Source organism: Corynebacterium sp. sy017 (assembly GCF_017918135.1).
Lineage (GTDB): Bacteria > Actinomycetota > Actinomycetes > Mycobacteriales > Mycobacteriaceae > Corynebacterium.
Genome location: NZ_RZUE01000003.1, coordinates 144,645 through 168,147, shown reverse-complemented (window position 1 = coordinate 168,147; position 23,503 = coordinate 144,645). Strand labels below are relative to the sequence as shown.

The following is a 23,503-nucleotide window of genomic DNA, read 5'->3' as shown; positions in this document are numbered from 1 at the left end:
CCTAGCACTTACAATACTTGTTCATGATTGTTGAGGATACTGCCCTAGTATGTGAAGGCGGCGGCATGAGGAACTCTTACTCTGCTGCTTGTATCTGCGAATTAATAAATAATGACATCAATTTCGGTTGGGTAGGCGGCATTTCTGCAGGTGCCTCCCATGCAATTAACTTCTTGTCAAAAGATACACACCGCACAAAGGCAAATTTCGTAGACATCGCACAGGATTCACAAGCAGGAGGTTGGCACTCTTTCATTCGAGGCCGAGGCTACTTCAATTCCGAATACATCGAACAACAATCAAGTGCCCACAACACCGATCTGTTCTTTGACTATACCCGCTACCAGGAAAGCACCACTGCGCTGCGCATTGGCGTCACCCGTGCCGATACCGGAGAAAGTTTTTATTTCGGTCGAGAAGATAGCACCGATGCTCCAACATTGATCAAACAAGTACGCGCCAGCTCGACAATGCCGCTTTTTATGCCAATTACCTGGATTGATAATATCCCCTACGTCGATGGTGCACTAGGGCGCTCTGGTGGTATAGCTATCGACGCAGCCCAAGCAGACGGTTTTGAGAAATTCCTCGTATTGCTAACTAGACCACGCGATTACAAACGCCCTGAAGTAGCTCACCCCAAAGCCCTCAGACGTGCTTTAAGAAAATGGCCGGCTGTTGCAGAAGCAATGATTCAACGTCCAAAATACTACAATGCCACCAAAAAATTGCTCTTCGAGCTAGAAAAACAAGGCAGGGCACAATTATTCTTCCCAGAGACAATGCCCGTTAGCTCCCGTGAATTGGATTATCAGAAACTCAAAAGCTCCTACGAACTTGGCTTGGCACAAACCAAACGAGAGTGGCAATCATGGCTTAAATTTTTTGCCAGCTAAACACATCAGCGTCATGCGTGCTAAAAAAGACATAGCACGCAGATAAAATAAGTGGAGGATTTTCATGGCTGGTGGACTCGCAGCATTACTTGACGACGTAGCGCTCATCGCAAAAACTGCCGCAGCAAGCATAGACGACGTAGCAGCCCAAGCTGCAAAAACAAGTGCAAAAGCTGCCGGAGTAGTTATAGACGATACTGCTGTTACCCCACGTTTTGTGGAAGGAGTTACCCCAGCAAGGGAACTGCCTATTATTTGGCGTATTGCCCGAGGCTCTTTATTTAACAAACTCATTATTATCTTGCCGATTGCGTTGCTGCTCAATGCCATCGCCCCCTGGGCGTTGACCCCCATCCTTATGGTTGGTGGCGCTTATCTCTGCTTTGAGGGAGCAGAAAAAATTATTGAGATGTTCTCTCATTCCTCTCATGAGGATAGTCAAGCAGACTCTGCCCAACCCAAAGATGAAAAGACACTTGTGCGTGGCGCAATCACCACTGATCTCATTTTGTCTGCAGAAATCATGGTGATTTCCCTTAATGAGGTAGCTAACCAACCCTTATGGATGGAAGCTAGTGTGCTAATCATGGTGGCTTTCGTAGTTACCCTCTTGGTCTATGGTGCTGTGGGACTGCTGGTAAAAATTGATGATTTCGGCCTTGCACTAGGCAAAAAAGATAACGAAAGCACTCAGAAAATTGGACGAGCACTTGTTGTCGCAATGCCAAAAATCCTCAATGTCATATCAATAGTCGGAATGTTCGCAATGCTCTGGGTAGGTGGGCATATCCTCATTACAGGATTGGCAGAACTAGGATTCCCACTATTCCATGACTTAGTTGAGCATGTTTTGCACGCGATAGCCCCCAACGGTGGTCTATGGCATTGGTTGGTCGAGACTTTCCTCTCCCTCGTTTTTGGCACTGTTGTCGGTGGCATTATTGCTGTGATTATGCAGCTGTTTCACAAGAAGCACGCTTAGAGTCTGCTCCCTAAGCAGCTTTATGAGTAAAATCACAAGATAACAGTTTTATTCGCTTATCTTATCGCTCTAGATGTAGACTGCTAACGAGTGTGACAAGTGACACTTAATGCACGAAAGAGGGTTTTACATCAATATGAGTGAAAAAACTTCACCCCATGAGAGTTCTCGCGACATTTTTGCCGCGGAGGACACTGGACTCCAAAAGGGCATGGGTGCCAGACAGCTACAAATGATTGCCATCGGTTCCGCCATCGGTACCGGCTTGTTACTAGGTACTGGCTCCAGACTTTCACAAGCTGGGCCTTTCCTTGCGATTCTTTATCTTATCTGCGGATTCTTTGGCTATATCATCCTACGTTCACTCGGTGAGTTGATTATTTACCGACCAAGTTCCGGATCCTTTGTCTCCTATGCGCGAGAATTTTATGGCGAGAAATCAGCATTCATCACCGGCTGGTTATACTGGGGAAACTGGGCTATGACGCTCGTTGCAGACTCCACTGCCGTAGCAATTTATATTAAGTGGTTCTCGCAATACACATCGTGGCTTGATGCCGTTCCACAATGGGCACTCGCTTTATTCGTTATTTGTGCGATTCTATTTTTCAATATGCTCTCCGTAAAGATATTTGGTGAGCTTGAGTTCTGGTTCTCCCTCATTAAAGTAGTTGCGCTCCTCATTTTTATGCTGGTAGCAATTGGAGTAATCATCTTCGGACACCCCAGTGGATCAGCAGTAGGGTTCTCACTCATTGGCGAAGCTGGTGGTTGGACACCAAATGGTTTATTAGCAGCTATCGTCGTAATTCAAGGTGTAGTTTTTGCCTATGCAGGTATCGAGTTAGTTGGCACCACCTCAGGCGAGACAAAAAACGTCGAAAAGCTCATTCCTAAAGCAATTAACAGTGTGCTATTCCGTATCCTCATCTTCTACTTCGGTTCGGTATTGCTGTTGACTCTGGTACTGCCCTACACCACCTACGTAGCAGATGTATCACCTTTTGTTACTTTCTTTGACTCTCTGGGCTTGAGTGCAGCTGCACCAATTTTCCAGCTTGTCGTCATTACTGCAGCAATCTCCTCACTCAATGCTGGCCTCTATTCCACAGGACGCATTATGTACAATATGTCCACAGCAGGCTCTGGCCCCAAATTTGGTGCCCGGATGTCAAAAACAGGCGTACCATATGGCGGTATTGTGATGGCAGCAGGCGTTGGCTTGACAGGTGTTTTCTTGAACTATGTTGTGCCAGAAATGGCATTTGAGATTGTGCTTAACCTCGCCGCACTAGGAACAATGGCAAGCTGGGCTGCAATCGTGATTGCTCACCAAAAATTTGTGCGCCTTTCTCAGGAAGGCAAATACACCAGACCGCAATATCGTTCTCCGTTTGGTGTCGTTGGCGACTGGCTCACAATTGCATTTTTGCTTCTCGTCATTGTACTTATGGCATTCGATTACCCCATTGGCACTTATACCCTTTTATCATCAGTATTACTGATTCCAATTTTTATGATCATGTGGTACAGCTGGCGGGGAAGAATTAAAGAGATTGCACGTCAACGCAAGGAACAGCATCTGAGCACTTCGACGTTCCAAGCATCACCACAAAGTGATTTGCATCGTAAATAACTGACTATTCATACGATACTCATCCTGCAGCATATGCCGTTCTCACTATGCTGCAGGATACCTTCTTTTTAGCGTAGTATGGAGATTGCTCAACCAGAGCATTGTTATGTTTCATACGTTCACAAGACATAAAAATTGAGAAAGGAAACAATGGTTAAGTTCGTTGATGTACCTAATATGGCTCGGTGGATCCAACGCGATGGTGTAGAAAATATCATCGTTAATATGGTCGATTATTTGGAACGCGACTATAAGCGTTGGGAGAAATTCCACAAGATTCCCCGCGTCGCTAGCCATACCCCTTTTGGCGTCATTGAGCTTATGCCTACTTCTGATAGTGAAGAATACTCTTTCAAGTACGTTAATGGGCACCCTTCTAATCCAGCACGCGGCTTCCAGACTGTCACTGCTTTTGGTGTGCTTGCTGATGTGGATAATGGTTATCCAACATTCTTCGCGGAAATGACCCTTCTCACCGCATTGCGCACTGCAGCAACCTCTTGCATGGTGGCTCGTCATCTTGCACGCAAGGATTCTCGTCGTATGGCAATGATCGGTGCAGGTTCTCAATCAGAATTTCAGGCTCTTGGTTTCCGCGGCGTGATGGGAATCGAAGATATCGCTATTTACGACGTTGATCCCGAAGCCATTGAAAAGTTCAAGCGAAACATGGAACCACTCGGTTTTAATATCACAGTATGCAACAGCACTGAAGAAGCAGTAGCAGGCGCTGATATTATCACCACGTGTACTGCAGACAAGGCACAAAATCAGATTTTGGCTGATCACCATGTTGTGCCTGGTGTGCATCTTAACGCAGTTGGTGGTGACTGCCCAGGTAAAACTGAGCTAGCATCTGAAATTCTCGATCGCGCAAAGGTTTTCGTTGAATTCCCTGAGCAAACACGCATTGAAGGCGAAATCCAGCAAAAACCTGAAGATTTTTCTGTTGTTGAATTCTGGAAAGTGCTCACTGGTGCAGAAAGTGGTCGTGATTCCGAGGATCAAATTACCCTATTCGACTCTGTTGGTTTCGCAATTAATGATTTCTCCGCACTACGTTACCTACGCGATAGCGTAAAAGGCAGTGAACTTGAGGTAGATATCGACATTGTTGCTGATCCTGAGGATCCTAAGGATCTCTTTTCACTTGTTGCCCATGTTCCGTCTTTGATCTAACTCTGATCTAAAATCTTATCCATGTAGATTGCAGAAAATACAAAAATCACCAGTTCACATCGAACTGGTGATTTTTTAGCGGTAATCTTTTAACAATGCAGTTAATGCACTACCTATGATTGCTCTTCCGTAGCTACTTCTTCAGAGTCGCTCTCGACGTCAGGGGTAGGTGCTGCAGTAGACACAGGTTCAGAATCTACTACTTTAGCTGTCTCAACTGTGCCATCCCCTTGTACGCGCAAAATTACGCCTTCAGTACCGATTGCACAATCCAACATAGAATTGTCTTTAGTGCATACGTTATTGCCAACTCTGATGCGCTGGTTGTTTTCTAATTTCTTTGTATCGGTAGGGGCAGAGATCGTTACCCAATCATAGCCTTCAGGATCAGCTTTAATAGCATTGCTATCAGCTTCAGCTGGATCACTAGCTTGAGCTAAACAAGAAACAGCGTCCTCAGCAATGATGCAATAGCTTGTGGTGTCATCAGCATTATCGAAGCTGAACGCATACCCGTTCTCAGCCTTAGTGAAATCTTCAGAGTTAACATCAACAAATGTGTTCTCTGGCTGAGCAGTATTCGTAGCTGTTACCTGAGATGCATCTGTAGCTTGAGCACTTGTACGTGGCTCAGTAACGGTTTCTTCAGAAAAACCATTCTGTCCGGCTCCAGGAACCACTACTGGTGCTGCTTGTTGCTGTTCACGAGTAACACGCGAAGCAGCCCCAGCTCCTGAAGAGCCTGAACCAGCAGATCCTGCCGAATTACCACTGCGTGTACCTGCGCTGTTAGCGCCTGCAGGAGCACCAGCAGCTCGTTTGGCAGTTGTTGCTTTGCGAGTAGCTGTCGCTGCTTTCTTGGTGCTTGTTGCTTTTCGTGTTGTGGTGCGCTGAGAAGTTGTTTTCTTAGCACTGGTGGTGGTTTTTTTGGTGCTAGAACTCTTGGTTGCACTGCTTGAAGTAGCGGCACTAGAATCACTCTTCTCTGAGTCAGAGGAACACGCCGCTAATGATAAACCAGCTACACCTGCAACGGTGCACACTAAGATGCGTTTCAACTTGGTCATTTCACAAACCTTAATCTGTATCTTATTTTCCTGAAGAAAACTGCCAAAGAACCCTATGTTTTCTCAAAGGGTATTACAGCAAAAAATGCTAGCATTATTTCCTTCTAAACACACGCTAAGTAACACATAATTTTTTATCAGATATAGAAAATAAAATCTTAAGACGAAGCTGCTTAATGAAAGAGCATAAAACTTGCCCCCCCCCCCGCTCTTTCTCATTACCATGAAAAAGATGAACAGAAAAACTTTTAGCACAACAATTGCTCGAGCACTTATCATCGGTAGCACAGCAACAGCGGTAATGGATATTGCGTCTGAAATTGTACGAAAAACAACAGGTGTACCACCGCTGAACTTAGACTTCGTGGGACGCTGGGTTTTAGGCATGAAAGATGGAAAATTTGTACATGAGTCTATTGCACAATCACCGTCTGTTCCTCACGAACAGGCAGTAGGGATCGCCGCGCATTATTTAATCGGTATTGGATTTGCTGGACTCTTTGATAGTGCGCTGCCACAGTGGTCACGCAACCCAAGACTCATCGGTTCCATTGCTGCTGGCGTATCAACCACAATTGCGCCATGGTTTCTCATGCAGCCGGCTTTCGGTTTAGGTTTCATGGCATCAAAAACACCACAACCGGCGGTGGCTGCATACCGTAGCCTGAGAGCACATACCTTTTATGGTATAGGACTCTACACAGGTGCTCGCCTACTCAATAAAGCCCACAAGAACTAAACGCCAAACTCATGAACCAATAACCCCGCATCCTCTAACTGCTTTCCTAACTGGCACAAGAGTTTTTCTCCCTCACCAGGATGAGTTTTTCCAGCAATAAATTGCACGGATACAGGCAAGCCATCCTGGCCCACCGCAACGGGCAAAGCCAAAGCAGGGTGCCCAGAAACATTCCACGGCATCACATATGCAATAGAGGGAATGGATTTTATCATTGCCCGAATCAACCCGCCTCGCTCAAGCACACCAATCTTATCTGGACGAGAAGCTGTTGTAGGGGTGAGCAGCACGTCGTACTGGGCAAAGTTGCGTTCCATCCGCTCCCCAAAACGCTCACTGTGCTTTAATGCCCATCGAAGCACTGGCCCGCGCGCCCAAAAACCGAGCTTTGTGGTGTACTTGTGTAATTTCTCTACCTTTTCTGGGTGGTCAAGATCCTTAATTTCTGCAATGAGCCCAGCAAAAAATTGTACGACGAAAGGCAACGTTGGATCAGCAGGGCGACGATCAATACTGTCTACCTGATGCCCGAGAGAACGTAGCTGATCAGCAATGTTTTCCACAGCACGCTGATGATCCTTAGGGAGTTTTGCCAGTGGGCTACACGGCGTGAGGTTAACACCGATACGTAATTTCTTTGGTTGCTGTACTGTTGCTTGTGCTTGTTCGCTAGTTGTTTCACTGTCCACACGACCAGTGATGACATCAAACATCAATTCCGCATCACGCACACTACGCACAATAGGGCCGGCAACTCCCAGGTGATACCACAAATGATCATAAGGAGTAGTGGGGACAACACCACGGGCAGGCTTGAGCCCCACCAAACCACACCGATCAGCAGGAATACGGATAGAACCACCACCGTCACCGCCGAGAGCAAGAGGAACAATCCCAGCAGCTACCGCAGCTGCCGAACCGCCGGAAGAACCACCCGGTGTGCACGCATGATTGCGTGGATTGCGAGTAATCCCAAAAGCCTCAGACTCTGTGAAAGGGAAGGCACCAAAAGCAGGCATGGTGGTTTTGCCAATAATAATTGCGCCTGCATCACGTAATCTTTGCACAGTAAGAGAGTCTGTTTTCTTCGGTATAGAATTGGCGTTCGTGCCAAATGTTGTCACAGTTCCAGCAACATCATTTTCATCTTTGATGGCAACGGGAACACCGTGGAGAACTCCACGTTGATTCGCAGGCATAGCGTCGAGCTCTTGTGCCCTGGCGAGGGCTTCTTCTTTGAGCACCACAGTAAAAGCGTTGAGGGTGGGATTATGCTGTTCAAGGCGTGCTAATGCTGCTTCTATACCAGCGTACGCCCCGTGTTTTTCTACTGCTTCACGCCATTGGTGGGCGTCGAACGTGTGCCATGCAATCATCATTGTCCTCCTGTTGGTGTCACACTCTCACTTAAAGAAGTAGTTTCTAATACACTATAGATACTCGATATGTTAGACACCAGAAATGGCTCATCAACCCTGGTTAGGACCATCATTAGGCTCCGCCAAATACTCCCCTGTTTCGTAGTCATAACCCACACGATTACCCTCTTCATCGGTTCTGGCATACCACTCGACCACTTCTTCTGCCGTGGAATCAAAATCTGCGCCTGTGGCATACTCTTCTTCTTTGCTTGCCTCAATTGCCAACGCAAAATTATCACCATATTCACGCACACCATGCACTACCGCATTTTCCACAGCACGATGCTGGAAAACTTGGCGAATGGTTGTCGGATCATGACGTAGTTCCTTCACCAACGCTACTGCCATAGCAATCAAAATCAGCGCGAAGGGCAAAGCAGTAATAGTAATAAGATTCTGCAATCCTTTAAGCGCATTATTTCCACCCGAAAGCAAAATAACCACAGCAATACCAGACATACACAATGCCCAAAAAGCAGTAACTATACGACGAGGCTGCGGATTTCCCTGCTGCGATAATTGCGAATTCACCAACGACGCCGAATCGGCAGAAGTAATAAAAAATACTGCCAACATCACTACTACCGCACAAGACACAAAATGCGACGCAGGCAAATGATCAAGTAGCACAAAGATCGTGTGTTCTGGACTTGGCATCGCTGCTGGATCATTTCCAGGAGCAATATCGCCATGCTGGCGCTGTAGCCAAATAGTCGTACCACCTAAAATGCAAAAGGCAATGATGATAATGCTAGAAGGAATAAACAATACGCCAAAAATAAATTGCCTAATGGTGCGACCACGAGAAATTTTTGCGACAAATACCCCAACAAAAGGTGACCAGGAAACCCACCATGCCCAGTAGAAAGTTGTCCAACTAGAGAGAAATTCTTGCATTTTCTCCCCTTGGCCCATGTTAGCTCCAAGCATCTCAGGCATCTGCCCAATGTAGGTCATCAATACCCCTGGCAGCATATTCATCAGAAAAGCAGTAGGACCAAGTACAAAAATGAACACTGCCAAAGCTATAGCGAGAACAAGATTGATATTCGAGAGCCATCTAATCCCCTTTGCCACCCCAGACACAGCAGAGGCAATAGTGCCAATAGTCAGCAGCACAATAACAATGATGGCCAAAGTATTTCCTTGACTCGACCAACCAGATACCAGTTCTACACCTGTACTTATCTGAATTGCACCGATTCCTAAAGAAGCAGCCGTACCAAAGAGAATAGCGATGATCGCCAAAGCATCAATAATACGAGCCGGAGCTGAGGTACTAGATTTATTACCAAACAGAGGCATAAGAATCGAGCTCATCAACGGCACGCGTCCTCGTCGATAAGAAACATAACCTACCGACAACCCAACAATGGCATAAATGGCCCAGGCGTTGAGTCCCCAATGCAGTGCCGACTGCGCTAGTGCTCCTAATACTGCTTCATCCGACGCAGGTTCATAGGCACCAGGGCGCGGATTGAGATAAAAGCTCAATGGCTCATATGGCCCAAAGAAGATAATGCCAATACCAATCCCCGCCGCAAAAAGCATTGATGACCAGGATAAAGTAGAATACTCTGGTTCTTCGTCATCAAGCCCAAGTGGAATTCGCCCATAACGCGAAAGCGCAAGGGCAATGAGAAATACGCTCAAACCAATGGCAATCGTGGTAAAGATCCAACCAAGATTGCGCATAACCCAATCCAAGGCGATACTTGAGCTATAAGAAACTTGTTCTGGAGCAATAACACCCCAGATAACAAAGGCAATAACAATCACACCAACTATAAGAGTTATCGGTCTATCAATACGATAGTTGATGCGTTGATCTTCGATACTCACTCCAGGAACGAGTGCTGGGTGAATACTATGCGGATATGTTACCTCTTGCAAAAACGTACGACTACGCCCAGAGGGAAAATGATCGTGCGTACTCTTCGTGCTTGTCGAACTACTGTCTTTACTATCTCTACTGTCAGGTGCGTTCTCGTCAATACTGGACATAATGTGCCCCAGTATAACGAAAACGCTTTTCGACGCCCCTAATAGTGGTTAGAAACTAGACATTAAAACGGAACTCAACCACATCGCCGTCAGCCATGATGTAGTCTTTTCCTTCTTGGCGCACCCGTCCGCGGGCTTTGGCCTCTGCCATAGAACCAGCAGCATCCAAATCCTCAAAGGAGACAATTTCAGCTTTAATAAAACCACGCTCAAAATCAGAGTGGATAACCCCTGCTGCCTGCGGCGCAGTAGCTCCCTGTGGAATAGTCCACGCACGTGCTTCTTTAGGTCCAGCTGTCAGATAGGTCTGCAAACCAAGAGTAGCGAAACCAGCTTTAGCCAAAGTGTGTAATCCAGGTTCATCCTGTCCCACAGAATTAAGCAGCTCTAGTGCTTCTTCTTCATCTAACTCAAAAAGTTCAGTTTCGGTTTTTGCATCCAAAAATACGCAATCAGCAGGAGCAACTAATTCTCTTAACTGCGCTTTGCGATCTTCGTCGCTGAGCACTTCCTCATCTGAGTTAAAGACATAAAGGAAAGGTTTTGCAGTCATCAAATGCAGCTCACGTAGGAGGGATAACTCAATTTCTCCTTGTTTAGCAGCCACAAATAGCGTGCGACCGTCTTCTAAAACACTTTGCGCTTTCTTTACTTCAGCTACCGTTTGTGCAAGTTCTTTGTTCTTGCGCGCTTCTTTTTCTAAACGTGGTAGTGCTTTTTCGATAGTCTGCAAATCTGCAAGCACGAGCTCGGTATTGATAACCTCAATATCTGCACTTGGCTCTACTTTTCCATCAACGTGGATAACATCGTCGTCGGCAAAGGCACGAACGACCTGACAAATAGCATCCGCTTCTCGAATGTTTGCCAGAAAAGCATTACCCATTCCTTCACCGTCTGCAGCGCCTTTGACGATACCTGCAATATCAACAAAAGAAACAGTCGCTGGCAAAATACGCTCTGAGGAGAAAATTTCCGCCAGACGATTGAGGCGTTGATCCGGCAACTCCACTAAACCAACATTTGGCTCAATTGTGGCAAATGGATAGTTAGCTGCTAAAACATCATTTCTAGTTAAGGCATTAAAAAGAGTGGACTTGCCCACATTAGGCAATCCGACAATTCCAAGAGTAAGGCTCACAACAAGCCATAGTAACACCCATTCATAATCGAGATGATAATGACCCCAGACTTGGCTTACGCTTGGCCATTTTCTCGGTAATTTTCTCGATGACCATTCAAGCGTTTAAGATACCTACTATTCAGCAACGATCTACCCGATATCGTCGCTTAGATTCCAAGAGCATATGCCCCACCCCTAGGTTAGTTCTTGTATATTTCATTATCTTCTGCTATTTAATTCTATTAAATTATAGTTATTTGTGTGGTTGCATATCCGCTACTTGTGCCACACATATTCGTCGAAAAGGTTGTGATCATGACTGATTCACCCAACAGTCCCCAACAAACTCAAGGGGCACGTCGAGAGACATTCTCTAGCCGCTGGGTATTTTTGCTTGCTGCTATCGGCTCTGCTGTAGGACTCGGTAATATCTGGCGTTTCCCCTATGTCGCATATGAAAATGGTGGCGGCGCTTTCTTAATCCCCTACATGATCGCGCTGATTACCGCCGGAATTCCACTGCTCTTCCTTGACTACGCAATGGGACACCGCTACCGCGGTTCCGATCCACTCATCTTCCGTCGCTTCAAGAAGTGGACAGAACCAGTGGGTTGGATTCAAGTTGGAATCTGCTTCTTTATCACCATTTACTATGCCGCCATCATCGGCTGGGCATTGCTCTACACCATAAAATCCTTTAACCAAGCATGGGGCGAGGACACGGAAACCTATTTCATGAACGACTTTCTTCATGCAGATACAGCTTCCTCTTTCACCGGTGAATTCGTACCACAGATCCTCCTTGCCATGATTGTCGTATGGGTCGCGGCAATCATCGTCGTCGCAATGGGAGTCGATGCTGGTATCGGCAGAATCTCAAAGATTTTCATGCCCGTACTCACCATCCTATTTTTGATCGTTGTTATTCGCTCACTGTTCCTCAATGGTGCCGCCAATGGTCTTAATGCGTTCTTCACCCCAAACTGGGAAGCACTCAGTGACACCAAAGTATGGGTTGCTGCCTATGGACAGATTTTCTTCTCCCTCTCAGTGAGTTTCGGCATTATGATGACCTACTCCTCCTACCTCAAACCACGCACCAACCTCACTGGCACTGGCCTGGTGACCGCATTCGCCAACTCTTCCTTTGAGGTTTTAGCAGGTATTGGTGTGTTTGCCACCCTAGGATTTATGGCAGCTGCGCAAAACACAGGTGTTGATCAGGTTGCGCAATCTGGCATTGGACTGGCTTTCATTGCTTTCCCAACCGTAATCAACCAAATGCCTATGGGCGCAATTTTCGGTGTATTCTTCTTTGGTTCACTGACCATCGCTGGCTTTACCTCACTATTTTCCCTATTCGAGCCAGTTGTTTCAGCTTTTAAGGACAAACTGGGAACAAAGCGCACTCCTACTGCAGTCACCATTGGCATTATCATGGCTGTCATCTCTATCGTGCTGTTTTCCACCACCTCTGGTCTGGGCACACTCGACATTATGGATAAATTCACCAACAACGTCGGCATTGTGCTTATCGCATTAATTATCATCGTTGTCGTGGACTGGATTTTGCGCCGTATTGGTGAGTTCTCTGCACATCTCAATCAAGTATCTTCATTCCAAGTAGGCACCATCTGGCGTATATGCGTGGTCAATCTCACCTCCCTGGTGCTGGGATACACTTTGCTGCAAGAACTCATCAGTTTGGCAAAAGAACCCTATGGTGGTTATTCCAGCACCCAGGTCGCCCTCTACGGATGGGGTGTTCTCGGCATTATCGCAATAGCGTCTATCGTGATGAGTATCGTCAGCTGGCCAAAGAATCTGCCTGTCGACGGTCCTCCTGGCTCTGATTTTGGTATTGCTCCAGAAATTGCGCGCACTCCTACGACACCGCAACAATATGACCCAGAAAAACCACGTATCGCTGGTTTCGCCATCGAACAATACAACCGAGAGGAATTACGATGAGTACCATTGCCATTATCATGTTAGTGCTATTCATCGTGGTTATTTGGGGTGGACTGATCCTCAGTCTTGTGCACTTGCAGCGCAATCCCGATGAAAGCTCCGGCATTTTAGGAAATTCAGAAAAAGCTACCGACGAGGTGCTTATCTCCCAAGAATATCGCTAAATAGTTCATGTGCCCTAGCTGCCTGATTATGAAAGTTTTTCTTCATAATCAGGCAGCTTTACTACCACCGCTGACAGTTATAAGGCAGAATATACATCGTGAGCACAAGCGAAAAACCAACGCATAACGTCGAAAGCAATAACACGCAAGAAAACATGAATAGTGTCGATGTTTCTGCTCCACCAGCACATGACGCAGAAACAGTGTTTGAGCAGCTCAGTCCAGCCGACAAACACCCTATTGACCGTTCTGTTGTCATTGTTGATGGGGTTCGCAGACTCGCGCAATGGTCATTGCGGTTGCTCTTGATTTGTGCCGCAGCCTATGTGAGTTGGTTTTTGCTGAAAAAAGTATGGGAGGGTGTTCTCCCAATCATTCTCGCCCTCATTATTTGCACAGTCCTATGGCCACCCGTTGCAGCATTACGGAAGATAGGTTTACCTGCAGGATTTGCTGCTTTTTCCGTTATTCTATCCAGCATTGCATTTTTGGGCGGGATTATTTATTTCATCGCACCCGACGTTGTCCGCCAATCACAAATTGTTTATCATCAAGCATTTGAGGGAATTCAGCGTGCTCAATCATGGCTCCAAGGTCCCCCGTTCAACCTTGACGATGACAAAATGGCAGAACGGCTCAACTCCGCAATACAGTGGCTGCAAAATAAATCAGGCAAAATAGCCAGCGAAATTTATTCAGGAATTGGTATTGCCACTTCAGTGCTCATCACGGCCGGTATTGTCCTCGTCTTAACATTCTTCTTCCTCAAAGACGGCGATAAATTCCTCCCCTGGCTCAGAAGAATCACCGGTCAACGCGTTGGCTGGCATTTGACAGAAGTATTATTCCGTGTGTGGAACACCCTAAGCGGATTCATTCGCGCCCAAGCAATAGTCTCATTAGTCGATGCATTCTTCATTGGGCTTGGATTATACATCCTTGGGGTACCCATGGCTTTTACCCTGACAGTGCTTACTTTTATTGCTGGTTTCATTCCTATTTTGGGTGCTGTTGTTGCCGGTGCTTTGGCAGTATTGGTGGCATTGGTTTCCTTGGGGCTGACAAAAGCAATTATTACCTTGATCATTGTGCTGGCAGTTCAACAATTAGAAGGCAATGTATTGTCCCCTATTTTGCAATCGCGCGCTATGAACCTGCACCCTGCAATTATTTTGCTTTCAGTAACTATTGGCAGCAGCCTTTTTGATATCGTTGGTGCGTTTCTAGCGGTACCAGTTGCTGCAACTATTGCTGTATTCTTGCATTACATAGAGGATATGATCGCATTGCGTTCTGGCGAGAAAACTGCTGAGCAAATCAATTTTGTTACTACGGCAGGAACACTTACTGCAAAAGAAGGAGAAGAACTGGGACGAAAATTCCGTCTCCAATTCCTCGCTAATTTAAGCGGTAACCACACAACTAATACAGTAGGTAGCGAACCACAAAGCGATCCAGAAGATCCCCAGAAAGAAGATCATGAGGATGTGCATGATCACAAAACAGATAGTGCGATAAGCTCACGACGTCGATCAAGCTATACCTACCGTGCGTTGCAGAAACTATCTTCGATCATTGATCCAGACAAAAAATAACGCATACCAAGAGTTTCATACCGACACGTTGCCTATATGTGTACGAAATAAGCCGCGAACAGGTACTATAGTCATTTGTGACGTACCATTCTATGCAAAAACATCGGGCGCCGAGTGGCTTGAAGAATCAAGGTACTACGCCATTCTTTGGCATTCCATTATGGTGTTCACTACTCATTTTCTCTGGTGCCTTACTCATTGGGCTATTTATCAGTGTTCATAGTGCAGCAATCGGAGTGCCTTACTTTGTTCTTTTTGTAATCGCAGCAATAGGAATTGCACTTGTTACCAGGCCACAGGATCTTTTCCTTACAGTCTCGAGCATTCCGATCATTTTTGGCATATTCACCATCCTCACTGGATGGTGGGTCGTTTCCGCTTCCACAACAAATAGCGCCGAGGGGATAAGCAAAACCCGTATTATTACCGCTGTCTATCCACTTGCCCAGCACTTCCCCATTTTTGCCATTATCACCGTAGCAGTCATCATTATTGCTTTTCTGCGTATCCGATTATTGCAGCTTAGTGCAAAGCGTAGTGCTGCTCATGCCCAAGAGCATCGCATGGTACAAAAGCACCAAAACCAGCGGAATGTCGCTACCGCACAAAAAGCTCGTTCACAGACGCAACGGGTACGTCGTCATGCAAAAAATGCTAACGCAGTGACTGTAGAAGAACTTTTGCGCAAGAAAAATCGCTCAAGAACAGCAAAAACTACCACTGTGCGTGATCCACAACGACGTCAAGCACGTACCTACGCTCCACGTCCACAACGCACACAGCAGCATACCCAACGTGATGTTACAGCTCACAGCACAGCAGAAAATACTACAGGCAACAAGGCGCACCCCCATAGTGAACGCCCACTTCGCTCACGTGAGAATATCCGCACTCCACAGGTAATAAACTCACCACATGATGAGAGCTCTCAGGTTCCTCCGCAACACACATCTTCTCGTATTCGTCAAGAAAAACGTCGTTCGCTCAACCGAGATTTATACAGCTAGATACTTGCTAGGAAGTGCCAAAGCATAATCTAGCGCGACCACTCACAAGCTGCAGTGGTCGCTTTAATGTACGCGCGGCGGTTTTATGCTCGAGGCGGGCGTAGATCACGTGGCAGCGAGAAAGTAATTTTCTCAGCAGCTGTTAATACCTCTTCCACCTCACCATAACCACGTTCATTCAAGAATGAGACAACATCACGAACCAGAATCTCCGGCACTGATGCTCCTGAGGTTACTCCTACTACTTCCACTCCTTCTAGCCAAGCCGGATCAATCTGGTGCGCATAATCAACAAGATAAGAATGATCAGCACCTGCTTGTAAAGCCACCTCTACCAGGCGTTTTGAGTTGGAAGAGTTCTGAGAACCCACCACAATTACCAACTGCGCTTGCTCAGCGATAGCTTTGACAGCAACTTGCCGATTTTGCGTGGCATAACAAATATCATCGCTAGGCGGGTCCTGCAGATTATCAAAACGTTCATGGAGCTTCTGCACAATAACCATTGTCTCATCAACAGAAAGTGTGGTTTGAGAAAGCCACACAAGCTTTTCGTTATGCAAAAACTCAGGAAGTTTATCCACTCCAGCAACGCCATCTACAAGGTGCGTAATTTCTGGAGCTTCCCCTGCAGTCCCCTCCACTTCTTCATGACCTTCATGGCCAACCAAAAGGATATGGTAGCCGTCGCGGGCAAAGCGCTTAACCTCATTATGGACTTTAGTCACCAGTGGGCACGTAGCGTCAAGAGTCTTTAGCTTAAGCTCGCGTGCTTCTTCATGTACCGCAGGGCTGACACCGTGCGCAGAAAACACCAGGTTTGCTCCCTCAGGAACCTCATCAGTTTCATTAACAAAAATAGCCCCGCGCTCTGCTAAAGTATCGACGACATAGCGATTATGCACAATTTCTTTGCGAACATATACCGGAGCACCGTATTTCTCCAATGCGCGTTCCACAGTTTCTACGGCTCGATCCACCCCCGCACAATAACCACGCGGCGCTGCGAGCAAGATTTTTTTTCCTTGTGACGGCATATCATCTCCCATGCTATGCGTAGCTGAAAAAGTAGCGGAAGTGGCAGTTGTCGGCAAAACCATAGCAACCAGCTTAAACTACAGATTCATTTTCTTCATCTGCACTGTTCAATACCTATTTCCCGATATGTCGCATGAAGTTATTAATATAGAACATACATCTCAAGACAATCAGCAATGAAGGAGGGCTCGCATGACTCAGCAATCACCTAGTCCAGAAAATGCGTGGCCAGTGCGTGAAGTAAACGCAAAAGTCAAGAGCTGGATTGAGCGTTTGGGTTCTATTTGGGTTGAAGGACAAATTACACAGCTTAATTCCAAACCCAACTGGAAAATGAGCTATATAACACTGCGAGATCCTCAGGTAGAAGCAAGTATTTCCCTCACTTGCCCTACCCAATTGTTAAAGACATTACCCACCCGACCCCAGGACGGAGATCGAGTGGTCGTTTTTGGCAAACCCAATTTCTATGAAGGTCGTGGTACATTCTCACTGCTCATCTCCGATATTCGTCCTGTTGGCATTGGTGAATTGCTCGCAAAAATTGAGCGCTTACGCAAGCAGCTTGCCGACGAAGGTCTATTCGACCCAGCACGCAAACGCGCTTTACCGCTCTTGCCAAGAAAAATTGGTCTTATCACTGGTCGTGGTTCTGCAGCAGAAAGAGATGTAATCTCCGTTGCCCAAGCGCGATGGAGCAACGTCGATTTTCGCGTCATCAATACTGCAGTGCAAGGTCCTCGAACCGTCCCGGAAGTCATTACAGCTTTGAGTGAACTCGACGCCGACCCTGACATCGACGTGATTATTATTGCCCGCGGCGGAGGTTCCGTTGAAGATCTATTACCGTTTTCAGAAGAGGCACTCCAGCGCGCTGTTGCACAAGCAACTACACCTGTTGTTTCGGCTATTGGGCACGAACCAGATAACCCTGTGCTGGATAATGTTGCTGATGTGCGCGCTGCAACTCCTACTGATGCCGCCAAGCGCGTCGTCCCCGATGCACACGCCGAACAAGAACTTATCGCTCAACTACGTAACCGTAGCGCCGGTGCACTACGCAATTGGGTACATAATGAGTTGCATCATCTCCATGTCTTATCGAATAGACCAGTGCTCAAAGACCCCTATGCACTCATTAGAAACCGAGAAGAAGAACTCATCCAAGCGCACTCTAGATTACGCAGAGAAATACAAATTTTACTCGGCAATGAAATAACAACCATTACTAATCTTCGTAATCAAGTAAGTACTCTCGGACCTTCAGCAACACTTGCTCGTGGTTATGCAATTGCACAAGTTATCTCACGCAATAGCAATGCAGCTGAAGTGCTTACCTCTATTGAACAAGCACCTCCCGGTAGCCAACTACGGATCAGAGTCAGCGATGGCTCAATCAGTGCAGCTGCTATGCAAACCCATAAAGCAGACTAATCCCACTCTCACTCCTATCTTTATGCATACTAACCAAAGGATCCATTAGCATGAATACTATGAATTCCCAGAACCCAGATGTAATCGGTAGCGGTACACATGATGCAGATTTTGCTGCTGTCGAAACACTTTCCTATGAACAAGCTCGTGCTGAACTCATTGAAGTTGTAAAAATACTAGAGCTTGGACAAATGAGCCTCGACGAATCATTAAAATACTGGGAACGTGGTGAAGCACTAGCAAAATGCTGCGAACAGCACCTTGCCGGTGCAAAAAATAAGGTTGAGAACGTACTAGCACAGCATCCGACGCAAAACGAAACAGCCGAATAGCCCCCTGCCTATTATCAATGGGCTACATTGCAGTATCTAATGGTTGTGCGCGCATTGTTTGGCGCAGCACCTCGTTAAACTGTGCCTCAGTAGCAGCACCAGTAACCACTAATCGTACGTCCGCTAAATCGATAATGCGTAGCTCACGAACCTTCTTATCTGACGCAGCAGCTACCTGGACAGTCTCACCATCAAGTTCATAGGTTCGCGCAATCTCTCGAACATTCTCATCATATTTTTCTACGATTTCTGCCACAGATAAATCTGTTTGCACTAATTGCACATAACCATCTTTATCGTTCTCTGAAAAAACCCATCCCACGACAGGAGCTGGCGAACCCGCTATATCAGCACGTCGCGCCGAATTAACTGTCCAATCCTGCGGCATATCTGGCAAACGCACTGGAAAAGTAGCTGCTCGTGCTTCTAAAGAAAAAAAGGCGGGAGCATCAATCTTTGTGACCGGAACGTGCTCTGCACTTTTACGATCAAAACTACACATACCTGTAAAAGCTACAAGCGCAACCATAACGACAACAATTACTCCTACTGAGTAAAACATATCGCGTCCGTCTTGAAAGATTTTCGGTTTTTCTTCAGCCACAAATCCAGTATGGCACGTTTCGCTTTTTAAGCGTTAGCTCATAAACAGCGTGGCATATCTAACAAACATTTTTCGCCATAAAATTTCCACCCACTATCAGGACTTTCCGTGCGTCGAAAGCAAGGAAGAGGATATTTTAGACGCAATAACCACTATATTGCCCTTATACGGGTGTAGTGGTACCACAAAAACAAAAGAAAGAATGGAAGAATTAAAAACGGATAAGGAAACAAAAAATTATCCGTGTGTTAAGAATAATTGACATTCTAGATTCCTTTTTGCCACAGGAGGCATACGTTCATGAACGTTCATCTTACCGAGACACCAGATCGTAATCTCGCACTCGAGTTGGTTCGAGTTACCGAAGCTGCCGCATTAGCATCTGGTCGCTGGGTTGGTCGTGGAATGAAAAACGAAGGTGATGGCGCTGCCGTTGATGCAATGCGCAAGCTCATCAACTCGGTAGAGATGAATGGTGTCGTCGTCATCGGTGAAGGCGAAAAAGACGAAGCACCTATGCTCTTCAATGGTGAAAAAGTCGGTACTGGAGTAGGTGCTGAGGTTGATATTGCTGTCGACCCCATTGATGGCACCACGCTCATGGCTGAGGGACGCCCTAATGCGATCTCTGTTATTGCTGCTGCAGAACGTGGTTCCATGTATGATCCCTCTGCAGTGTTTTATATGAAAAAAATCGCAGTAGGCAGTGAAGCTGCAGGTAAAATCGACATTACTGCTCCTACAGAATACAACATCAAGGCTGTGGCTCAGGCTAAAGGTATTTCGCCTAGCGACGTTACTGTTGTGGTTCTTGATCGTCCACGCCATATCACTTTGATCAAAGAAATCCGTGAAGCAGGAGCAAAAGTGCGACTTATTCGTGATGGTGACGTCGCCGGTGCCGTATCTGCTGCACAAGATTCTAATTCCGTGGATCTTATGATGGGCATTGGTGGCACACCAGAAGGAATTATCGCTGCCTGCGCTATGAAGTGCATGGATGGCGAAATTCAAGGAATGCTTGCACCAAAAGATGAGGCAGAGGCTGCGAAAGCACGTGCGGCAGGGCATGATTTGAGCCAAGTTCTCACAACTAATGATCTCGTACGATCTGATAACTGTTTCTTTGCTGCTACTGGTGTCACTAATGGCGATATGCTGCGTGGAGTGTCTTATCGCAAAAACGGAGCCACCACACGTTCATTAGTTATGCGATCTCGCTCCGGAACAATTCGCTATATTGAATCTGTGCATAAGCTGCCAAAACTTGCTGAATACTCTGTTGTCGACTACGCAGAATAAAACAGATATAGATCTGCTATGTCTTTGGTGCCCCCAGAGATACCCCAGAGCTATCAAGAAAAGAAAAAATAGTCCATACTTGTGGTGTTGCTCTGTATGCTAAGCAATTCTAAGCAGGTTTGCCCAGAGTATCTGACTATAAGACTTCATATCCGAACACATATACAGAAAGTGATGAAAAATGACTGAGTATCGTATCGAACACGACACAATGGGTGAAGTAAAAGTCCCAGTTAATGCACTATGGCGTGCCCAAACACAACGTGCTGTTGAAAACTTCCCTATCTCTGGTCAAGGTCTAGAATCTGCACAGATTCGCGCGATGGGGCTACTCAAAGCAGCCTGCGCCAAAGTTAATAAAGATCGTGGTTTACTCGACGCGCAACAAGCAGACGCAATCATTAGCGCAGCTCAAGAAATTGCCGATGGTAAACATGATGCAGAGTTCCCTATCGACGTGTTCCAAACCGGTTCTGGTACATCATCTAATATGAACACCAACGAGGTCATTGCTTCCATTGCTAAAAATAATGGCGTAGAGGTACACCCTAATGACCATGTCAATATGGGACAGTCCTCTAATGACACTTTCCCTACTGCAACTCATGTTGCCGCCACAGAAGCAGCTGTTAAAGATCTCATCCCAGGCCTTAAGGTGTTACACCAGTCTTTAGCTACTAAAGCAAAGGCATGGGAAACCGTCGTTAAGTCTGGTCGCACTCACCTCATGGATGCAGTTCCAGTAACACTTGGACAAGAATTTTCTGGCTATGCTCGCCAAATTGAAGCAGGAATTGAGCGCGTAGAGGCAACGCTACCACGCTTGGGCGAATTGCCTATCGGTGGTACTGCTGTAGGAACCGGTCTGAATACACCAGCAGACTTCGGCGAAAAAGTTACTGCTGAGCTCGTTAATCTGACTGGATTATCAGACTTGCGCGAATGCGTCAATCACTTTGAGGCACAGGCAAATCGTGATGCGCTTGTAGAGTTCTCCGGCGCAATGCGTACTATTGCTATTTCACTCAACAAAATTGCTAATGATATCCGCTGGATGGGTTCTGGACCACTTACCGGCCTGGGCGAGATTCGTCTTCCTGACCTTCAGCCTGGTTCTTCTATCATGCCAGGCAAGGTTAATCCAGTGCTGTGCGAGACTGCAACCCAAGTGGCTGCCCAGGTAATTGGTAATGATGCAGCTGTTGCATTTGGTGGTTCCCAAGGCGCATTTGAGCTTAATGTGTATATTCCTCTCATGGCACGTAACGTACTTGAGTCAGCGCGTTTGCTTGCTAATACAGCTCGTGTTTTTGCTGAGCGTCTTGTTGATGGTATTGAGCCAAATGTAGAGCATATGCGCACTTTGGCTGAGTCTTCTCCTTCTATTGTTACCCCACTTAACTCTGCTATCGGCTACGAGAATGCAGCGAAAGTGGCAAAGACAGCGCTCAAAGAAGGTAAGACTATTCGCCAAACGGTCATTGATTTGGGCTTTGTTGATGGTGAAAAACTTACCGAGGAAGAGCTTGATAAGCGTCTCGACGTGCTTTCCATGGCAAATACTGACCGCGATAAATAAGCACGCACACATTTCGTGATGTGAATCACCTATAAATACTGGCCATATCCAGTATCACATAGCTCCCCGCTACTTTTTGTCTTTACGTAGCGGGGAGTTGACTATACTTTTAACAACTCTATTCCGTGTACTTTGTACTTCCCTGTACTTTCCTTGCAAAGGAGCAGACATGGCTACACCTGCACAATCACAGTCATCATCCCCACAGCCCAACGCACAACAAGCAATTGCTACTGCAACAACACGCGGCAGCATTATGGGTGCAGTATTTCTCATGGCCACCAGTGCCATCGGGCCAGGGTTTTTGACCCAAACAGCCACCTTTACCAATAAGTTAGGCGCTGCTTTCGCATTCGCAATTGTCGTATCCATTCTGCTCGATATTGCCATTCAGCTTAATGTATGGCGCGTCATTGGAGTCTCTGGTCTACGCGCACAAGAACTCGGCAATCGGGTTGTACCAGGTTTAGGCTGGTTATTGTCGGCTCTTATTGCCATAGGCGGATTTGTCTTTAATATCGGAAATATAGCTGGTGGCGGGCTTGGGCTTAATTCTATGATCGGCCTAGATCCAAAAATTGGTGGTATCATCACTGCAGCATTAGCTATTGCTATTTTTATTTTCAAGCACTTAGGTGCCGCCCTTGACAAAATCCTCGTCGTGCTAGGTATTTCCATGATGGTATTGACCTGCTACGTGGCTTTTGTCTCTCACCCACCCGTTGGGCAGGCATTGCGCAACACAGTCTTACCTGAAACAATCGACTGGCTCACCATCACCACCTTGGTTGGCGGTACTGTCGGTGGTTATATCACTTATGCTGGCGCACACCGTATGCTCGACTCAGGTCATATTGGGGTAGAGAAAGTTTCTGCACTGAGCAAATCATCAATAACTGGCATTATTTTGACCGGTATTATGCGTATCGTGCTCTTCCTTGCGGTTCTCGGTGTAGTTAGCGCTGGTGTTTCCTTAACCGATGCAGCAAATCCAGCTGGTTACGCATTCCAAGTTGCAGCAGGCGAAATCGGACTGCGCATTTTTGGTTTTGTGCTCTGGGCCGCTTCATTGAGTTCAGTGATTGGGGCAAGCTACACGTCAGCTACGTTCCTTGTACCTAATAAGGCAGATAATGTGCGGATACAAAATATCGTCACCATTGTGTTCATCACTATTTCTAGTGTTGCGTTCATTATTGTAGGTACTGCCCCTGCACTACTTCTAGTATTTGCCGGCGCATTCAATGGTTTAGTGCTCCCCATTGGCTTTAGTGTGATTATCTTTGTCGCTTGTTTCCGTTCGCACAGCATATTGCATGGTTATCGCTATCCACGTTGGCTTATCGCCATCGGCATGATTGCCGTGGTTATCGCCTGGTTCCTTGCATGGCGCTCTTTCGGCGGAGTTTTTGAGCTACTTCACTAACACT

Annotated in this window: 20 protein-coding genes; 14 read left to right on the top strand and 6 right to left on the bottom strand. The window is 46.5% G+C overall.

What is annotated here, in order from left to right:
• The first annotated feature begins 23 nt into the window (after window positions 1-23).
• From EML15_RS07270 to EML15_RS07255, 4 genes are all read left to right on the top strand, one after another.
• A complete protein-coding gene (locus EML15_RS07270; RefSeq protein WP_144274459.1) occupies window positions 24-896 on the top strand; it encodes a patatin family protein in 873 nt (290 codons plus the stop codon).
• 64 nt (window positions 897-960) lie between these two features.
• On the top strand, window positions 961-1,878 hold the full coding sequence (locus EML15_RS07265; RefSeq protein WP_144274457.1) for a DUF808 domain-containing protein: 918 nt from the start codon (window positions 961-963) through the stop codon (window positions 1,876-1,878).
• Between the two features lie 136 nt (window positions 1,879-2,014).
• Window positions 2,015-3,514, top strand: coding sequence for an amino acid permease (locus EML15_RS07260; protein ID WP_144274455.1), 1,500 nt, complete (start codon window positions 2,015-2,017; stop codon window positions 3,512-3,514).
• Between the two features lie 150 nt (window positions 3,515-3,664).
• Window positions 3,665-4,693, top strand: a complete 1,029-nt coding sequence (locus tag EML15_RS07255) for an ornithine cyclodeaminase (protein WP_144274453.1) — start codon at window positions 3,665-3,667, stop codon at window positions 4,691-4,693.
• Between the two features lie 113 nt (window positions 4,694-4,806).
• Here the strand turns inward: EML15_RS07255 and EML15_RS07250 are convergent, their stop codons facing one another.
• Window positions 4,807-5,760: a hypothetical protein gene (locus EML15_RS07250; protein WP_144274451.1), complete on the bottom strand. Its 954-nt coding sequence runs from the start codon at window positions 5,758-5,760 to the stop codon at window positions 4,807-4,809.
• A gap of 232 nt (window positions 5,761-5,992) precedes the next feature.
• Here EML15_RS07250 and EML15_RS07245 point away from each other — a divergent pair, with 232 nt between their 5' ends.
• Window positions 5,993-6,499: a DUF2938 family protein gene (locus EML15_RS07245; RefSeq protein WP_144274449.1), complete on the top strand. Its 507-nt coding sequence runs from the start codon at window positions 5,993-5,995 to the stop codon at window positions 6,497-6,499.
• On the opposite strand, the gene EML15_RS07240 is transcribed toward EML15_RS07245, so the two are convergent.
• The 3 genes from EML15_RS07240 to ychF form a co-directional block, all read right to left on the bottom strand.
• Window positions 6,496-7,878: an amidase family protein gene (locus tag EML15_RS07240; RefSeq protein ID WP_144274447.1), complete on the bottom strand. Its 1,383-nt coding sequence runs from the start codon at window positions 7,876-7,878 to the stop codon at window positions 6,496-6,498. The two genes, EML15_RS07245 and EML15_RS07240, sit on opposite strands and share 4 nt — an antisense overlap.
• A gap of 90 nt (window positions 7,879-7,968) precedes the next feature.
• Window positions 7,969-9,924 carry a BCCT family transporter gene (locus tag EML15_RS07235; RefSeq protein WP_144274445.1) on the bottom strand — a complete coding sequence of 652 codons (1,956 nt, stop codon included), beginning with the start codon at window positions 9,922-9,924 and terminating at the stop codon, window positions 7,969-7,971.
• A gap of 55 nt (window positions 9,925-9,979) precedes the next feature.
• Window positions 9,980-11,065: a redox-regulated ATPase YchF gene (ychF, locus tag EML15_RS07230; protein WP_144274443.1), complete on the bottom strand. Its 1,086-nt coding sequence runs from the start codon at window positions 11,063-11,065 to the stop codon at window positions 9,980-9,982.
• A 297-nt stretch (window positions 11,066-11,362) separates the two neighbouring features.
• Between ychF and EML15_RS07225 the strand changes: the two genes are divergently transcribed.
• From EML15_RS07225 to EML15_RS07210, 4 genes are all read left to right on the top strand, one after another.
• Entirely contained in the window at window positions 11,363-13,018 is a 1,656-nt protein-coding gene (locus EML15_RS07225) for a sodium-dependent transporter (protein WP_144274441.1), read from the top strand.
• A complete protein-coding gene (metS, locus tag EML15_RS07220; RefSeq protein WP_144274439.1) occupies window positions 13,015-13,182 on the top strand; it encodes a methionine/alanine import NSS transporter subunit MetS in 168 nt (55 codons plus the stop codon). The genes EML15_RS07225 and metS overlap by 4 nt, the downstream gene beginning before the upstream one ends.
• Window positions 13,183-13,337: 155 nt before the next feature.
• Window positions 13,338-14,777, top strand: a complete 1,440-nt coding sequence (locus EML15_RS07215) for an AI-2E family transporter (protein ID WP_144274960.1) — start codon at window positions 13,338-13,340, stop codon at window positions 14,775-14,777.
• 77 nt (window positions 14,778-14,854) lie between these two features.
• A complete protein-coding gene (locus EML15_RS07210; RefSeq protein WP_144274437.1) occupies window positions 14,855-15,784 on the top strand; it encodes a DUF6542 domain-containing protein in 930 nt (309 codons plus the stop codon).
• 83 nt (window positions 15,785-15,867) lie between these two features.
• Here EML15_RS07210 and EML15_RS07205 read toward each other — a convergent pair whose 3' ends face one another.
• Window positions 15,868-16,833 carry a 4-hydroxy-3-methylbut-2-enyl diphosphate reductase gene (locus EML15_RS07205; RefSeq protein ID WP_246846988.1) on the bottom strand — a complete coding sequence of 322 codons (966 nt, stop codon included), beginning with the start codon at window positions 16,831-16,833 and terminating at the stop codon, window positions 15,868-15,870.
• A gap of 181 nt (window positions 16,834-17,014) precedes the next feature.
• On the opposite strand from EML15_RS07205, the gene xseA reads away from it, so the two are divergent.
• Both xseA and EML15_RS07195 read left to right on the top strand, forming a co-directional pair.
• Window positions 17,015-18,256: an exodeoxyribonuclease VII large subunit gene (xseA, locus tag EML15_RS07200; protein ID WP_144274433.1), complete on the top strand. Its 1,242-nt coding sequence runs from the start codon at window positions 17,015-17,017 to the stop codon at window positions 18,254-18,256.
• 59 nt (window positions 18,257-18,315) lie between these two features.
• Complete coding sequence (locus EML15_RS07195) at window positions 18,316-18,588, top strand: exodeoxyribonuclease VII small subunit (RefSeq protein ID WP_144274959.1); 273 nt, start codon at window positions 18,316-18,318, stop codon at window positions 18,586-18,588.
• Between the two features lie 22 nt (window positions 18,589-18,610).
• On the opposite strand, the gene EML15_RS07190 is transcribed toward EML15_RS07195, so the two are convergent.
• Window positions 18,611-19,192 (bottom strand): DUF4245 domain-containing protein, encoded by a 582-nt coding sequence (locus EML15_RS07190; RefSeq protein ID WP_246846951.1) that lies wholly within the window; start codon window positions 19,190-19,192, stop codon window positions 18,611-18,613.
• A 300-nt stretch (window positions 19,193-19,492) separates the two neighbouring features.
• Here EML15_RS07190 and glpX point away from each other — a divergent pair, with 300 nt between their 5' ends.
• From glpX to EML15_RS07175, 3 genes are all read left to right on the top strand, one after another.
• Complete coding sequence (gene glpX, locus EML15_RS07185) at window positions 19,493-20,494, top strand: class II fructose-bisphosphatase (protein ID WP_144274431.1); 1,002 nt, start codon at window positions 19,493-19,495, stop codon at window positions 20,492-20,494.
• Window positions 20,495-20,675: 181 nt separating this feature from the next.
• The gene (locus tag EML15_RS07180; RefSeq protein ID WP_144274429.1) at window positions 20,676-22,073 is read left to right on the top strand and encodes a class II fumarate hydratase; all 1,398 of its coding nucleotides are present in this window, start codon (window positions 20,676-20,678) and stop codon (window positions 22,071-22,073) included.
• Between the two features lie 169 nt (window positions 22,074-22,242).
• Window positions 22,243-23,499 carry an NRAMP family divalent metal transporter gene (locus EML15_RS07175; protein WP_144274427.1) on the top strand — a complete coding sequence of 419 codons (1,257 nt, stop codon included), beginning with the start codon at window positions 22,243-22,245 and terminating at the stop codon, window positions 23,497-23,499.
• Window positions 23,500-23,503 lie beyond the last annotated feature (4 nt).

Bases quoted from the DNA above. Each gene is read 5' to 3' on its own strand.
- EML15_RS07270 (WP_144274459.1), top strand. From the start codon at position 24: ATGATTGTTGAGGATACTGCCCTAGTATGTGAAGGCGGCGGCATGAGG.
- EML15_RS07265 (WP_144274457.1), top strand. From the start codon at position 961: ATGGCTGGTGGACTCGCAGCATTACTTGACGACGTAGCGCTCATCGCA.
- EML15_RS07260 (WP_144274455.1), top strand. From the start codon at position 2,015: ATGAGTGAAAAAACTTCACCCCATGAGAGTTCTCGCGACATTTTTGCC.
- EML15_RS07255 (WP_144274453.1), top strand. From the start codon at position 3,665: ATGGTTAAGTTCGTTGATGTACCTAATATGGCTCGGTGGATCCAACGC.
- EML15_RS07250 (WP_144274451.1), bottom strand. From the start codon at position 5,760: ATGACCAAGTTGAAACGCATCTTAGTGTGCACCGTTGCAGGTGTAGCT.
- EML15_RS07245 (WP_144274449.1), top strand. From the start codon at position 5,993: ATGAACAGAAAAACTTTTAGCACAACAATTGCTCGAGCACTTATCATC.
- EML15_RS07240 (WP_144274447.1), bottom strand. From the start codon at position 7,878: ATGATGATTGCATGGCACACGTTCGACGCCCACCAATGGCGTGAAGCA.
- EML15_RS07235 (WP_144274445.1), bottom strand. From the start codon at position 9,924: ATGTCCAGTATTGACGAGAACGCACCTGACAGTAGAGATAGTAAAGAC.
- EML15_RS07225 (WP_144274441.1), top strand. From the start codon at position 11,363: ATGACTGATTCACCCAACAGTCCCCAACAAACTCAAGGGGCACGTCGA.
- metS (WP_144274439.1), top strand. From the start codon at position 13,015: ATGAGTACCATTGCCATTATCATGTTAGTGCTATTCATCGTGGTTATT.
- EML15_RS07215 (WP_144274960.1), top strand. From the start codon at position 13,338: ATGAATAGTGTCGATGTTTCTGCTCCACCAGCACATGACGCAGAAACA.
- EML15_RS07205 (WP_246846988.1), bottom strand. From the start codon at position 16,833: ATGGGAGATGATATGCCGTCACAAGGAAAAAAAATCTTGCTCGCAGCG.
- xseA (WP_144274433.1), top strand. From the start codon at position 17,015: ATGACTCAGCAATCACCTAGTCCAGAAAATGCGTGGCCAGTGCGTGAA.
- EML15_RS07195 (WP_144274959.1), top strand. From the start codon at position 18,316: ATGAATTCCCAGAACCCAGATGTAATCGGTAGCGGTACACATGATGCA.
- glpX (WP_144274431.1), top strand. From the start codon at position 19,493: ATGAACGTTCATCTTACCGAGACACCAGATCGTAATCTCGCACTCGAG.
- EML15_RS07180 (WP_144274429.1), top strand. From the start codon at position 20,676: ATGACTGAGTATCGTATCGAACACGACACAATGGGTGAAGTAAAAGTC.
- EML15_RS07175 (WP_144274427.1), top strand. From the start codon at position 22,243: ATGGCTACACCTGCACAATCACAGTCATCATCCCCACAGCCCAACGCA.